A 14,224-nucleotide genomic window follows, 5' to 3' on the forward strand; every position below is an offset into this window, starting at 1 on the left:
CGGAGAGGTTCACCTTGGCGATCCAGGCGATCAGGTTGTTCGGCGACCCGGTGTTGCGAACGCCCGCGGCACCCGTGGTCGACTTCGACAAGGAGCTGCGCAAGCTGGTCAAGGACCTCACCGACACGATGATGGACGCGCCGGGCGCCGGCCTGGCCGCCCCGCAGATCGGCGTCGGCCTGCGGGTGTTCACCTACTACGTCGACGACCAGCTCGGCCACCTGATCAACCCCGACCTCGACCTGTCGAGCGAGCTCGACGAGGAGGGCGAGGAGGGCTGCCTGTCCTTCCCCGGCCTGAGCTACCCCACCCCGCGCGCCGTGCGCGCGGTGGCCAAGGGCTTCGACATGTACGGCGAGCCGGTCGTGCTGGAGGGCACCGACCTGATGGCGCGCTGCTTCCAGCACGAGACCGACCACCTCGACGGCATCCTGTTCATCGACCGCATGGACATCAAGCAGCGCAAGCTGGCCATGAAGGCGATCCGCGAGGCGGAGTGGTCCGGGCTCCAGGCGCCCACCGTCCGCTTCTCGCCGCACGCGACCGGCGGGAAGGCCCTGTGAGACTCGTCTTCGCCGGCACGCCCGAGACGGCGCTGCCCTCGCTGCGTGCCCTGCTCGACTCGCCCCGGCACGAGGTCGTCGCCGTCGTCACCCGGCCCGACGCCCAGTCAGGCCGCGGGCGCAAGGTCCACCCCTCGCCGGTGGCCCAGCTCGCCGAGGAGGCCGGGATCGAGGTGCTGCGGCCGGCCAAGGCGGGCGACCCCGAGTTCCTCGCCAGGCTGACCGAGCTGGCCCCCGACTGCTGCCCGGTCGTCGCCTACGGCGCGCTGCTGCCGCAGTCGGCGCTCGACATCCCCCGCTTCGGGTGGATCAACCTGCACTTCTCCCTCCTGCCGGCGTGGCGGGGGGCCGCTCCCGTGCAGCACTCCATCCTGCACGGGGACGAGATCACCGGGGCGTGCACCTTCCAGATCGTCAAGGAGCTCGACGCCGGGCCGGTCTACGGCGTGCTCACCGAGGCCGTCCGGCCCGACGACACCAGCGGGGCTCTGCTGGAGCGGCTGGCGCAGTCGGGGGCCGGGCTGCTCGCCGCCACCCTCGACGGGGTCGAGGACGGCGCGCTGGAGGCCCGCCCGCAGCCGCTCGACGGCGTCTCCTACGCGGCCAAGCTCACCGTGGACGACGCGCGGGTCGACTGGAGCGCGCCCGCCATGCGGGTCGACCGCCTCGTGCGCGCCTGCACCCCGGCGCCCGGGCCCTGGACCGAGTTCCGTGGGCAGCGGGTCAAGCTGGGGCCGGTACGGCTTGCGCCGGAGGGTGGTCCGCTGGCGCCTGGTGAGGTGTCGGCGTCCAAGACCGCCGTCCTCGTCGGCACCGCCACCCACCCGGTCGAGCTGGGTGAGGTGCAGCCGCAGGGCAAGCGGCTGATGAGCGCGGTGGACTGGGCGCGCGGCGTGCGCCTCACGGCTGAGGATCGGCTCGTCTGATGCGCGAGGGGGGACACCAGGGGGGTTCTGGCGACCGCCGCTCGGGCGGCACGGGTCGTAGTGCGGGCGGTTCGGGTGGGTCCGGGCGGGCGTCTAGCGGTGCTGGGCGTGGCTCGGGGCGGGGGCCGGGGCGGCCGGTCAAGGACGAGGCGCGGCAGGCGGCCTACGACCTGCTCCGGGCCGTCGACGAGCGCGACGCCTACGCGAACCTGCTGATGCCACGGTTGCTGCGCGAGCGCGGGCTGGGCGGCCGGGACGCCGCCCTCGCCACCGAGCTGGCCTACGGCACCCTGCGCGGCCTCGGCACCTACGACGCGATCATCGACCTGTGCGTCGACCGCCGCCCCGACCCGGAGGTGCTCGACGCGCTCCGGCTGGGCGCGCACCAGCTCCTGCGCATGCGCGTCCCGCCGCACGCGGCCGTCGGCACCACCGTCGACCTCGTACGGCTCCGCATCGGCCCCGGCCCGGCGAAGTTCGCCAACGCGGTGCTCCGCAAGATCTCCGGGCGGACCGCCGAGGAGTGGATCGCCATCGCCGCCCCGCCCGCCGACCAGGACCCCCTCGGCCACCTGGCGGTCGCGCACAGCCACCCCCGCTGGATCGTCGGCGCCTTCGCCGACGCCCTCGGCCGGGCCGAGCTGCCCGACCTCCTGGCGGCCGACAACGCCCGCCCCGTGGTGACCCTGGTCGCCCGCCCGGGCCGCAGCGACGTGGCCGAGCTGCAGGAGTGGGGGGCCGAGCCGGCCCGCTTCTCGCCCTACGGCGCGTACCTGCCCGAGGGCGACCCAGGCAAGATCCGGCCGGTGGCCGACTACCGCGCCGCCGTCCAGGACGAGGCCAGCCAGCTCGTCGCCCTCGCCCTCACCCGCGTGCCGATCGAGGGCCGGGACGAGTTCTGGCTGGACATGTGCGCCGGCCCAGGCGGCAAGGCCGGCCTCCTCGACGGCATCGCCGCCTATGGCGACGAAGCCGGCTTGGCCGCCCAGACCGCCTCGGGCTCCTCTGAGGGCTCGGTCGGTGCGGGGGAGTCGGCTGACGTGGTTGGCCGGGATGGTGGGGCCCGGGCTGAGGCAGGGCCGGGGGTTGCTGGCCGTACGTTCGCCTTCCCTGGTGGGGCGCATCTGCTGGCGGCGGACGTGCAGGTGCACCGGGCCCGTCTGGTGTGGGAGACCACCCGGGAGGCCGCGGTGATCACGGCGGACGGGACGCGGCCCGCGTGGCGGGCTGAGGCGTTCGACCGGATCATGCTGGACGCCCCCTGCACCGGCCTGGGCGCGTTGCGGCGGAGGCCGGAGGCGCGGTGGCGGCGGGATGCCCGCAGCGTGCCGGACCTCACCAAGTTGCAGCGCAGCCTGGTGGACACCGCGGTCGAGGCCCTGCGCCCCGGTGGTGTGCTGGCGTACGTGACGTGCTCGCCCCACCTGGCCGAGACCCAGGTGATCGTGGCCGACGCGCTGAAGAACCACCCCGAGCTGGAGCAGCTCGACGCACGAGAGTATCTGCCTGAGATGTCCGGTCTCGGGGAGGGTCCGCACGCGCAGTTCTGGCCGCACCGGCACGGGACGGACGCGATGTTCCTGGCTCTGCTGCGCAAGCGCGGCTGAGGCGGGTGAGCGGCCCGTCCGGCCTGGTGCTGGACGGGCCACGGGCGAGCGGTCAAGCTGTGGGTGATCAACCACGACAGCGAAGACGAGGTGCTCGTGGACATCACCGTCGAGGACCCCGGGCCTGACCTCGGCCCACCCCACACCCGCTGGCTCGGCTCCACCGCCCCGCCCACCCCGCCGGCCACCCCCGTCTCGGCCGCCCGCGGTCGGCCGCCGGTGGTGCGCGGGCGGCAGGTTCGGGTGCCGCGTGTCCTGGAAGTGGTGCCCGGATGACGGGGGTGGGTGGAGCTGGTGAGTGGCTGGGGGAGTGGCTCGGGCGGGCGGTAAGGGCGGTCGGGGCGTGGGAGGAGCGGTTCGGCGGCTATGTCCGGCATCCGGCGCTGGCCGTCGGCGGCGGGGAACTCGAGTCGGCGTTCGAGCGGCTGGTGGAGCGGCTGAGCGGGAACTATCCCTTCTTCCACCCCCGCTACGCCGGACAGATGCTGAAGCCCCCACACCCGGCCGCCATCCTGGGCTACGTCACGGCGATGCTGATCAATCCCAACAACCACGCCCTCGACGGCGGGCCGCCGACGGCGCACATGGAGCGGGAGGCGGTCGCCCGGCTGGCGGACATGTTCGGGTACGGCACGCACCTGGGCCACCTGACCAGCAGCGGCACGATCGCCAACCTGGAGGCGCTGTTCGTCGCCCGCGAGCTGCACCCCGGCCAGGGCATCGCCTACAGCGCCGAGGCGCACTACACCCACGCCCGGATGTGCCGCGTCCTCGGCGTCGAGGGCCACGCCGTACCGGCTGACCAGCGCGGGCGCATCGACCTGGACGCGCTGGAGGACCTGCTGCGCACCGGCCGGATCGGCACGGTCGTGCTCACCGCCGGAACCACCGGGCTCGGCGCCGTCGACCCGATCCACGAGGCGCTGGGGATCTGCCGCCGGTACGGCACGCGCATCCACGTGGACGCCGCCTACGGCGGCTTCTTCACGCTGCTGGCCGGGCAGGAGCTCGACCCGGCGCCGTGGCGGGCGATAGCCGAGTGCGACTCCGTGGTGGTCGATCCGCACAAGCACGGGCTCCAGCCGTACGGGTGCGGCGCGGTGCTCTTCCGCGACCCGGCGGTGGGCCGCTTCTACGTGCACGACTCGCCGTACACCTATTTCACCAGCGACGAGCTGCACCTGGGGGAGATCAGCCTGGAGTGCTCGCGGGCGGGGGCCGCGGCGGCGGCGCTGTGGTTCACCTTCGAGCTGCTGCCGCCGACCCGGCAGGGGCTGGGAGAGGTGCTCGCGGCGGGACGGCGGGCGGCGCTGGCGTGGGCGGGGCTGCTGGAGAAGTCGCCGGTGGTGGGGCTGTACCAGCGGCCTGAGCTCGACATCGTGGCCTACTTCCCGAACCTGCCGTCGCTTTCGGAGATCGACCGGAAGTCGGCGGAGATGATGGAACGCGGCATGACGGACGACCCGGCCCGGGCCGTTTACCTCAGCACCTTCCAGGTCGCCGCTCCGGCCCTGGTCGCCCGCCATCCCGGTGTGCATGCCGATGCGCCCGGCGGGCGGGTGCTGCGGAGCGTGCTGATGAAGCCCGAGTCCGAACACGCCGTGGAACACCTGCATGCCCGCGTCGAGGAGCTGGCGGCCGGGATCTAGACTCTGGGGCATCATGGCCGTTCAGATCTCGCCCAGCATCCTGTCCGCCGACTTCGCCCGGCTCGCCGACGAGGCCGCCCGCGTGCCCAATGCCGACTGGCTGCACGTGGATGTCATGGACAACCACTTCGTCCCCAACCTCACCCTCGGCCTGCCGGTCGTCGAAGCCCTGCGCAAGGCGACCAGCACGCCGCTCGACTGCCACCTCATGATCGAGGACCCCGACCGGTGGGCCCCGGCCTACGCCGAGGCGGGGGCCGGGAGCGTCACCATCCACGCCGAGGCCGCCAAGGCGCCGGTCCGGACCCTACGGCAGATCCGGTCGCTGGGGGCTCGGGCTGGGTTCGCGCTCAATCCGGGGACGGCTGTGGAGCCGTATGCGGGGTTGCTGGGGGAGATCGACATGTTGTTGATCATGACCGTGGAGCCCGGGTTCGGGGGGCAGCGGTTTTTGGACCTGGTGTTGCCGAAGGTTCGGGCGGCTCGGGAGCTGATCTCTCGGCATGGGGGGGAGGTTTGGCTTCAGGTGGATGGTGGGGTTTCTGGGGAGACCATCGAGCGTTGTGCTGCTGCGGGGGCGGATGTGTTCGTGGCGGGGAATGCGGTTTATGGGGCTGAGGATCCGGGGGCGGCCATTGACCATCTTCGGGGGCTTGCTGGGGGGGTTTCCAGGTAGTCGGTGGGGTTGGCGGCTGTGCAGGGGCATGTGCCTCTGCGGGGGTGCTCGCCGCATAGGTGGGTGGGGTGGGCTGGGGTTTCGTGGGAGCCGTCTCGGCTCCCCTTCCTCCGGCCCGCTCGAGTCCGCCCGCTCCAGTTCGTCCGCCCGCCGGAGCTCGGCCGCCCGGCCGCGGTTCGCCCGCGCTCGCCGGACTCCGGGCGTCCGCTCGCCCCCGGGTCCGTCCGTGCTCGCTCCTGTGCTTCCGACTCGCGCCCGCTTGGTCCCGGTCTTCTATGCGGTGGGAAGTTGTGAAGGCGGGCATGATCCTGTGTGGCGGGTGGGGCCTATCCGGGGAACAACTTGAAGGCTTAACATGAGAAGCGCTCACGTTGCCCCCAAAGGAGGCGTCGATGTCGCAGTTCCCCCCGTCGTTCGTGTGGGGCGTGTCCACCGCTGCCTTCCAGATCGAGGGCGCCACCAAGGAAGACGGCCGCGGCCAGTCCGTCTGGGACACGTTCACCGCCCGCGAGGGGACCGTCCGTGACGGGCACACCGCGGAGCAGGCGTGCGACCACTACCACCGGCACCGTGAAGACGTGGCGCTGATGGCGGAGCTGGGGCTGACCGGGTACCGGTTCTCGATCGCGTGGCCCCGGGTGCAGCCGGAGGGCAAGGGGACGCCCAACCCCAAGGGGCTGGCGTTCTACGACCGGCTGGTGGACGAGCTGCTGGAGCACGGGATCGCCCCCACCCCGACGTTGTTCCACTGGGACCTGCCGCAGGCGCTGGAGGACGAGGGCGGCTGGATGGCCCGCGACACCGCGCTGCGCTTCGCGGAGTACGCGGCGATCGTCGGCGAGGCGCTGGGCGACCGGGTCCGGCGGTGGATCACGCTGAACGAGCCGTTCATCCACATGGCCTGGGGCTACGGCACCGGCGAGCACGCTCCGGGCCGGACGCTGCTGTTCGACTGCCTCCCGGTCGCCCACCACCAGCTCCTCGGGCACGGCCTCGCCGTACGGGCGCTGCGGGAGCACGGCGCGGCCGAGGTGATGATCTCCAACAACTGCACCCCGGTGCGGGCCTTCTCCAGCGAGGCCGCCGACCAGGAGGCCGCGCGCCAGTACGACATCCTGCACAACCGGCTGTTCACCGACCCGATCCTGCTGGGCGCCTACCCCGACCTGAGCGCCTACGGCTCGACGGAGGGGGTGGTGCGCGACGGCGACATGGAGATCATCGCCACCCCGCTCGACGCGATCGGGATCAACTACTACAACCCCACCCTGATCGCCGCCCCCGCCGAGCCCGGTTTCCTGCCCTTCGAGGAGCGGCCGATCGAGGGCGTGCCGCGCACCGCCTTCGGCTGGCCGGTCGTCCCAAACGGTCTGCGCGAGCTGCTGACCGGCCTGAAGGCCCGCTATCCGAACCTGCCGCCGGTCTACATCACCGAGAACGGCTGCTCCACGGCCGAGGGCCTGGACGACCAGGAGCGCATCGCCTTCCTCGACGGCCATCTCGCCGCCGTGGCGAGGGCCGTCGAGGAGGGCGTGGACGTGCGCGGGTACTACACCTGGACGCTCATGGACAACTTCGAGTGGGCCCAGGGCTACCACCAGCGCTTCGGCCTGGTCCACGTCGACCACGAGACGCAGGTCCGCACGCCGCGCGCCTCCTTCGCCTGGTACCGCGACTACATCGCCGCCCGGCGCGGCTAGTGCCGCAGGGCGGGGTCGAGCACCACGTCCCGCCCGTGCACGGTCGGCGCCTCGGGGAAGTGGCAGGCGGTCAGGTGGCCGTCGTCGTTGCCGGGCGTGCGCACCAGCGGCGGCTCCTCGGTGGCGCACCGCTCCTTCGCCTTCCAGCACCGGGTGCGGAAGCGGCAGCCGGAGGGCGGATCCACCGGGGAGGGCACGTCGCCGGCCAGCCGGATGCGCTCGCGCGGCGGCGCGTCCACGTCGGCGTCCGGCACGGCCGACAGCAGCGCGTGCGTGTAGGGGTGGCGCGGCCGTTCGTACAGCGACACGCGGTCGCCGATCTCGACGATCTTGCCGAGGTACATGACCGCCACCCGCTGGGAGAAGTGCCGCACCACCGCCAGGTCGTGCGCGATGAACAGGAAGGCGATGCCCAGGTCACGCTGGAGCCGCTGGAGCAGGTTCAGGACCTGAGCCTGGATGGAGACGTCCAGCGCCGAGACCGGCTCGTCGGCGATGATCAGCCGCGGTTCGAGTGCCAGCGCCCGCGCCACGCCGATGCGCTGGCGCTGGCCGCCGGAGAACTCGTGCGGGAAGCGGTTGATGTGCTCCGGGTTGAGCCCCACGATGTCCAGGAGCTCGCGGATCCGGTCGTCGGTCGGCTTGAGCCCGTTGACCTCCATCGGCCCGCGGATGATCGCGCCGACGGTGTGCCGGGGGTTCAGCGACGAGTACGGGTCCTGGAAGATCATCTGGATCTGCGCGCGGACCGGCTTCAGCGCCCGCCGGGAGGCGTGCGTGATGTCCTGGCCCTCGTACAGGATGCGGCCCGCGGTCGGCTCCAGCAGCCGCGCCGCCAGCCGCCCGGTGGTCGACTTGCCGCAGCCCGACTCGCCGACCAGCCCCAGCGTCTCGCCCGCGCCCACGCTCAGGTCCACCCCGTCCACGGCCCGTACGGCCAGCCCCCGGCGCAGCGGGAAGTGTTTGGTCACGCCCTGCAGGGTGATCATCGCAGTGCCGCCTTCTGGGTCAGGGTCAGGTAACAGGCGTCGGCGTGCCCCCGGTGCGGCGACAGCTCCGGCCGCTCCCCGGCACACATCCCCGGTACGGCCAGCGACACGAAGTCGCACCGCGGGTGGAAGGCGCATCCCTCCGGCACGTCGGCCAGGCTCGGCGGCGTCCCGCGCACCGGCTGCAGCGGCTCCTCCAGCGGCGAGTGCAGCCGGGGCAGCGAGTTGAGCAGCCCCCAGGTGTAGGGGTGGCGCGGCGAGCCGAGCACCTCCCGGGTGGTGCCGCGCTCGACCGCCCGGCCGGCGTACATGACCAGCACGTCGTCGGCGGTGGAGGCGACCACGCCCAGGTCGTGCGTGATGAGGATGATGGCCGTGCCGTACTGCTGCTGGATGTCCTTGAGCAGGTCGAGGATCTGGGCCTGGACGGTCACGTCGAGCGCGGTGGTGGGCTCGTCGGCGATGAGCAGGGCCGGGTCGCAGACCAGCGCCATCGCGATCATCGCGCGCTGGCGCATGCCGCCGGAGAACTCGTGCGGGTAGGCGTTCACCCGCAGCTCGGGCCGCGGGATGCCGACCCGCTGCAGCAGGTCGATCGCCCGTTCGCGCGCCTCGCGCTTGGAGGCGCCGGTGTGCTTGACGAACGACTCGCCGATCTGCCGCCCGATGGTGTGGAAGGGCGACAGCGAGCTGAGCGAGTCCTGGAACACCATGGCCACGCGCCGGCCGCGGATGCGTTCCATCCGCGGCTCGGGCAGGGTCAGCAGGTCCTCGTCCTCCAGCCAGATCTGGCCGGACAGGGTGGTGTAGCGGGGGTCGTGCAGGCCGAGGACGGCCAGGCTGGTGACGGACTTGCCCGACCCGGACTCGCCGACGATGCCGAGGGTGCGGCCTCGCTCCAGGTCGAAGGACAGGCCGTTGACCGCGTGCACCACACCGTCCTCGGTGGCGAAGCGCACGTGCAGGTCGCAGACCGACAGGAAGCTCATGAAGGTCCTTTCACGCCAGCCGTACGCGGGGGTCGATCACGGCGTAGAGGGCGTCGACCACCAGGTTGGCCAGCACGATCGCGCCGGCGCCGATGACGGTGACGCCGAGCAGCATCGGCAGGTCGGTGTTGACGAAGGCCTGGACGGTCAGCTCGCCGAGGCCGTGGAAGCCGAAGGTGGACTCGGTGATGACCGCGCCGGTGAGCAGGACGCCGAGGTCGATGCCGACCTGCGTGACGATCGGGATCATCGCCCCGCGCCAGGCGAAGCGGAAGAAGCTCGCGCGCCTGGACAGGCCCTTGGCGCGTGCCGTACGGACGTAGTCCTCGCCGAGCTGCTCCAGCAGCATGGACCGGGTCAGCCGGGTGTAGTTGGCGTAGAAGATGATGGACAGCGCGAGCCAGGGGATGAGCAGCCCGACGAACCACTTGCCGGGACTGGCGGTGATGTCGGTGTAGGTGGGCCGGGGCAGGATGCCCAGGGTGTCGGAGAGCACGTAGACCAGCAGCGGGCCGACGAAGAAGATCTGCATCGCGCCGCCGACGTTGGAGGTGGAGGTGGCCACCGAGTCGAGCCAGGTGCCCCGGCGCGCGGCGGCCAGCATGCCCGCGCCCACGCCGACGGTCAGGATGATGATGATCGCGCCGGCGGTCAGCGAGACGGTCACCGGCAGCCGGTCGACGATGGTCTCCCGGATGAACTCCCCCTTGGCGAAGGAGTAGCCGAAGCACGGCGCCTCGCAGCGCCCGATGTCCGGGATGTCGCGCCCGGCGAAGATGCCCTGGATCCAGACCAGGAACTGCTGCCAGACCGGCAGGTCCATGCCCATCTGGTGGCGCAGGATGGCCAGGTTCTCCGGCAGGCAGAGCCGGCCGCAGAAGGCGCGGGCCGGGTCGCGGGGCAGGGCGTAGAAGAGCTGGAAGACCACGGCGGTGACGACCGTGACGATCACGGCCGCGCTGATCAGCCGGCGGATGAGGAAACGGATCACGAAGGCGCTCCGGTAAGGGAGGTCCCGGGGCACGCGGCCCCGGGACCGGCCTGTCAGGTCACTCGGCGACGAAGGCGGTCTTCAGGTTGGTGGAGCCCCACCAGTTGTCCATCTCCGCCCAGACCTTGGAGCCGCGAAGGTCGAGGTAGGTGAGGTAGAAGCCGGGGATGACCGCGGCCTGCTTGATCACCTGCTCGTCGATCTTGGACCAGGCCTCGCCGCGGGCCTCCGGGTCGGTGAGCTTGTTGGCCTCGTCGATCGCGGAGTTGACCGCCGGGTCGTTGAACTGCGAGTAGTTCGTCGAGCCCTCGGCGATGAGCCGGCCGTCGAACAGCGGCGCCATCACCGTGGAGCCGTCGGCCCAGTCGGCCGCCCAGCCGGAGCGGAAGACGTCGAAGCCGTTGTCGAGCTGGCCGACGGAGTCGTACCAGGTGCCGCTGTCGATCTTCTTGCCGACGTACTTGAAGCCCGCCTTGGTCAGCGCCTCCTGCACCAGCAGCGCGACCTTGCCGGGCAACGGCGTGGAGCCGTAGGCGTACACGATGGTCGGGTTGGGCTCGCCGGACTCCGCCAGCAGCTTCTTGGCCGCCTCGATGTCGCCCTCGGGGTTGTCGAGCTGGCCCCAGACGTCGAACTTGCGGAAGCCGGGCACCGTCGGGCTCATCATGGTGGAGGCGCGGTGGCCCCAGCCGGCGTCGCCGCCGCTGAGCTTGTGGATGGCCTCGATCGGCCAGGCCTTGATCAGCGCCTCGCGGACCTTCGGGTTCTTCACCCGGGAGGTGTTGATCACCCAGTAGTCGGTGAACGGGGTGTAGCCGGAGATCGAGCGCTTCATCAGCTCGCCGTCGGCGACCACCTCGGGGATGCGCTCCGAGCCCAGGCCGTTAATGCTGATCGTGGTCTGGTCGTCGCCGCTGTCGGCGATGAGCCGGTCGGTGGACTGCTGGGCGGTCACCCCGAACTCGAAGCGCCACTTGTCGGGGTAGGCGTTGCGGATCGGGTCGGTGGCCGGGTCCCAGTGCGGGTTGCGCTCCAGGTCCATCGACTTGTCACCGATGTGCGAGACGACCCGGTAGGGGCCGGAGGCGACCGGCTTCTTGTCGTAGTCCTTCTGCTTGGACTTGTCCATGGTGTGCTTCTTGGGCACGATGCCGTAGCCCGACATGGCCAGCGCCATGTTGAAGTCGGGGTGGGCGCTCTTCAGGTTGAAGACGACGGTCTTGGCGTCGGGCGTCTCGATGGTGTCCAGCCGCTTGCCGCTGTAGGCGCCCGGATAGGTCTTGCGGTAGTCGCCGTCGACCAGCCACTGCTGCACGTAGGTCGGGCCCTGGTTGATGATCGGGTCGTAGAGGCGCTCGAAGCTCCACTTGACGTCCTCGGAGGTGACGGGCTCGCCGTCCTCCCACTTGACGCCGTCCTTTAGCTTGAAGGTCCAGGTCTTGCCGCCGTCGGTGGTCGTGCCGGTGTCGGCCGACAGGTCGCCGACGACCAGCACGTCGCCGTTGCGGAGCTGCTTGTAGCCCATCAGGCCGCGGTTGATCAGCTCGCTGGCCTGGGCGTTGTTGGAGACGTAGATCTGGCCCGGGTCGAGGTGGGAGAAGTCGCTGGAGGCGATCACCCGCACCGTGCCGCCCTTCTTGCTCCCTGGCACCTCGATGGCCGGTCCCTGCGAGTCCTGGGGGGTGCCGGCCTTGACCTTCGCCTGCTTGGACTCGCCGGCCTGCGTCGGCATCGCCACGGAGGGGGACTGCGAGGCCTGCCCCGGTGCGGACCCGCCCGCACCTCCCTTGGCACAGCCCGTCAGCACTAACGCGCCGGCGGCGAGCACCGCCAGGGCTCGTCGATTCACCGTCATGATGTCCTTCCGGATTTCGGGTCGAGAGCGTCGCGGACGGCGTCGCCCATGAGGTTGAAGGAGATGATGAAGATCACCATGGCGAGTCCCGGCCACAGCAGGTACGGGAAGTCCAGGTGGTAGTACTGCACGCCCTCCTGGAACATGCGCCCCCAGTCGGGCACGTCCGGGCCCAGGCCGACGCCGAGGAAGCCGAGCCCGGCCTCCACCCCGACCAGCGCCGGCAGGATGCCCGTGGCCAGCACGATGATCGGCGACCACAGGTTGGGCATGATCTCGCGGAAGATGATCCGCCTCGGTGAGGCCCCGCTCACCTTCGCGGCCTCCACGAACTCCCGCTCGCGCATCGAGAGCACCTGCGAGCGCAGGATGCGGGCCGATCCCATCCAGCCCAGCGCGATCAGCACGATGCACAGGGTGGTGAAGCGGAGCGAGTTGGGCGTGGCCTCCTCCGGATCCACCAGCATCGCGTCCACCACCGGCACCAGCGCGATGAGGAAGAGCTGCCCCGGGAAGGCGAGCAGCACGTCGATCACCCGGCTGATCCAGTAGTCGGTCCTGCCGCCGACGTAGCCGGCCGTGATGCCCAGGGTGATGCCCATGAGCATCACGCCCAGCGTCGCGATCAGCGCGATCGTCAGCGAGGTCCGGATGCCGAACACGAGTTGCATGAACACGTCACGGCCGAGCCCCGGTTCGATCCCGAGCCAGAATTCCGCGCTCATTCCGCCGGTCGGCGGCGGCGGATATCCGCTCGCGTCGAGCAGTTTGTAGCCGTAGCGTTCCTCGGCGTTCTTGCCGTAGAGCCACGAAATCAGCGGCGCTCCGGCGGCGATCAGGAAATAGCACGCGACCACTAATGAGCAGGCGACGCCGACCTTGTTGCGTTTGAAGCGGCGCCAGGCGATCTGGCCGGGTGAGCGTCCGGCCAGGGGAACGGTAGCCATCGAGCTCCCTGCGGGAAAAGGGGAATGCATCGCACGATGGCATTCGGCGCCGACCGCTGACAATAGCGCCGAATTTTCGTTGTAGAAGGTGGATCGAAATGTTCTGCGCGCGGCGTTGACCCGGGAATGCCGATGAATCAGGATGTGCGGGAGTCGGGTTTTGTGTTTCACGGATTCGTGACACACCCATTACCTGCCCAAGGCAACGTCCGCGTTCTGTGACGCTACGCGGATCGTAGTGTGATCTGGCGCGGGACGGGGTAGACCCTCCTCGTGGACCACGGTCTGTTCGGCCCGGGATCGATCACCTGGCGGGTGATGGGGGAGCCGATCCTGGTCGTCGGCGGCTTCCGCGCCCTGCTCATGCAGGGCCTGCACCCCCTGGCCATGCGCGGCGTCCTGCAGAACTCCTCCTTCATGGACCCACGGGAGGCCTGGTCGCGCTTCGTGCGCACCACCGAGTTCGTCCGCGTCCGCACGTACGGCACGCGGGCCGAGGTCGAGGAGGCCGGCCGCCGGGTGCGCCGGATCCACGCGACGCTCACCTTCACCGACCCCGACACCGGCCGCACCCACCGCCTGGACGAGCCCGAGGCGCTGCGCTGGGTGCACGTCGGCGAGGTCGACTCCTACCTGTCGGTCGCCCGCCGGGCCGGCGTCCGGCTCACCGACGCCGAGGCCGACCGCTTCGTGCTGGAGTGGCAGGCCGCCGCCGAGGTCGTCGGCCTCGATCCCGGCTCGGTGCCGGCCAGCGTGGCCGAGCTCCGGGCCTGCATCGACGCCTACCGGCCCGGCCTGCGCCTGGTCCCCGAGGCCGAGCATCCGCTGCGCCTGGCGCTCAGCGCGCCGCTCCCCCTCCGGTTGACGCCGCTGCGCCCCCTGCTGCCCGCGGTGACCGTGCTCGCCTTCGCCACCCTGCCGCGCTGGGCCCGCCGCCGGTACGGCCTGCCCGCCACCCCGGTCGGCGACCTGTGGGCGAGCGCCACCCTGCGCACGCTGCACGCGGGGCTGCATCTCGTGCCCGCCCAGATGCGCTACAGCCCCGACGCCCGCCGGGCCCGCCGGCTCACCGCCGCTTGACCAAGTTACCGCTTGGTAGCAACAATGGGCAGGGTGGTCACGACCGGCTTTCGCGGCGTGGCACACTGGTAGGAAGAACAGAGCTAGCGTGCTCCGGGGTCGGTGAAAGTCCGAACCGGCGGTGACAGTCCGCGACCCGGCCGATGCCATCGGCCGGTTGACCCGGTGGAATTCCGGGACCGACGGTTAAAGTCCGGATGGGAGGAAGCGCGCGGGTGTCCGGGCTGTCCTAGGCCGGGCGCCTCTGTGGTG

At 71.2% G+C, this 14,224-nt stretch carries 13 protein-coding genes and 1 riboswitch; of the genes, 8 read left to right on the top strand and 5 right to left on the bottom strand.

Features of this window, described 5'->3' with window-relative positions:
• Positions 1-14 precede the first annotated feature (14 nt).
• From def to AB0I67_RS17755, 7 genes are all read left to right on the top strand, one after another.
• The gene (gene def, locus AB0I67_RS17725) at positions 15-563 is read left to right on the top strand and encodes a peptide deformylase (protein WP_357924293.1); all 549 of its coding nucleotides are present in this window, start codon (positions 15-17) and stop codon (positions 561-563) included.
• The gene (fmt, locus tag AB0I67_RS17730; RefSeq protein WP_357924295.1) at positions 560-1,489 is read left to right on the top strand and encodes a methionyl-tRNA formyltransferase; all 930 of its coding nucleotides are present in this window, start codon (positions 560-562) and stop codon (positions 1,487-1,489) included. Before def ends, fmt begins: the two co-directional genes overlap by 4 nt.
• Positions 1,489-3,096, top strand: coding sequence for a transcription antitermination factor NusB (locus tag AB0I67_RS17735; RefSeq protein WP_357924297.1), 1,608 nt, complete (start codon positions 1,489-1,491; stop codon positions 3,094-3,096). Before fmt ends, AB0I67_RS17735 begins: the two co-directional genes overlap by 1 nt.
• 63 nt (positions 3,097-3,159) lie before the next feature.
• Positions 3,160-3,372, top strand: coding sequence for a hypothetical protein (locus tag AB0I67_RS17740; RefSeq protein WP_357924299.1), 213 nt, complete (start codon positions 3,160-3,162; stop codon positions 3,370-3,372).
• On the top strand, positions 3,369-4,745 hold the full coding sequence (locus AB0I67_RS17745) for an aminotransferase class V-fold PLP-dependent enzyme (RefSeq protein ID WP_357924301.1): 1,377 nt from the start codon (positions 3,369-3,371) through the stop codon (positions 4,743-4,745). Before AB0I67_RS17740 ends, AB0I67_RS17745 begins: the two co-directional genes overlap by 4 nt.
• A 13-nt stretch (positions 4,746-4,758) precedes the next feature.
• On the top strand, positions 4,759-5,421 hold the full coding sequence (gene rpe / locus AB0I67_RS17750; RefSeq protein ID WP_357924303.1) for a ribulose-phosphate 3-epimerase: 663 nt from the start codon (positions 4,759-4,761) through the stop codon (positions 5,419-5,421).
• A gap of 392 nt (positions 5,422-5,813) precedes the next feature.
• Positions 5,814-7,121 carry a GH1 family beta-glucosidase gene (locus AB0I67_RS17755; protein ID WP_357924305.1) on the top strand — a complete coding sequence of 436 codons (1,308 nt, stop codon included), beginning with the start codon at positions 5,814-5,816 and terminating at the stop codon, positions 7,119-7,121.
• Here AB0I67_RS17755 and AB0I67_RS17760 read toward each other — a convergent pair.
• Genes AB0I67_RS17760 through AB0I67_RS17780 form a run of 5 tightly spaced genes read right to left on the bottom strand, consistent with a single transcriptional unit; the run spans position 7,118 to position 12,892 of the window.
• Positions 7,118-8,110: an ABC transporter ATP-binding protein gene (locus AB0I67_RS17760; RefSeq protein ID WP_357924307.1), complete on the bottom strand. Its 993-nt coding sequence runs from the start codon at positions 8,108-8,110 to the stop codon at positions 7,118-7,120. The genes AB0I67_RS17755 and AB0I67_RS17760 overlap by 4 nt on opposite strands.
• Positions 8,107-9,099, bottom strand: a complete 993-nt coding sequence (locus AB0I67_RS17765) for an ABC transporter ATP-binding protein (RefSeq protein ID WP_357924309.1) — start codon at positions 9,097-9,099, stop codon at positions 8,107-8,109. Before AB0I67_RS17765 ends, AB0I67_RS17760 begins: the two co-directional genes overlap by 4 nt.
• Before the next feature lie 10 nt (positions 9,100-9,109).
• A complete protein-coding gene (locus AB0I67_RS17770; protein WP_357924311.1) occupies positions 9,110-10,090 on the bottom strand; it encodes an ABC transporter permease in 981 nt (326 codons plus the stop codon).
• 58 nt (positions 10,091-10,148) lie between these two features.
• Positions 10,149-11,945, bottom strand: coding sequence for an ABC transporter substrate-binding protein (locus tag AB0I67_RS17775; protein WP_357924313.1), 1,797 nt, complete (start codon positions 11,943-11,945; stop codon positions 10,149-10,151).
• Positions 11,942-12,892 carry an ABC transporter permease gene (locus AB0I67_RS17780; RefSeq protein WP_357924315.1) on the bottom strand — a complete coding sequence of 317 codons (951 nt, stop codon included), beginning with the start codon at positions 12,890-12,892 and terminating at the stop codon, positions 11,942-11,944. The genes AB0I67_RS17775 and AB0I67_RS17780 overlap by 4 nt, the downstream gene beginning before the upstream one ends.
• Positions 12,893-13,165: 273 nt before the next feature.
• On the opposite strand from AB0I67_RS17780, the gene AB0I67_RS17785 reads away from it, so the two are divergent.
• On the top strand, positions 13,166-13,972 hold the full coding sequence (locus tag AB0I67_RS17785; RefSeq protein WP_357924317.1) for an oxygenase MpaB family protein: 807 nt from the start codon (positions 13,166-13,168) through the stop codon (positions 13,970-13,972).
• An 84-nt stretch (positions 13,973-14,056) separates the two neighbouring features.
• A riboswitch (FMN riboswitch) is annotated at positions 14,057-14,187 on the top strand.
• Positions 14,188-14,224 lie beyond the last annotated feature (37 nt).

It is taken from the genome of Nonomuraea sp. NPDC050310, assembly GCF_040655795.1.
Taxonomy (GTDB): Bacteria; Actinomycetota; Actinomycetes; order Streptosporangiales; family Streptosporangiaceae; genus Nonomuraea.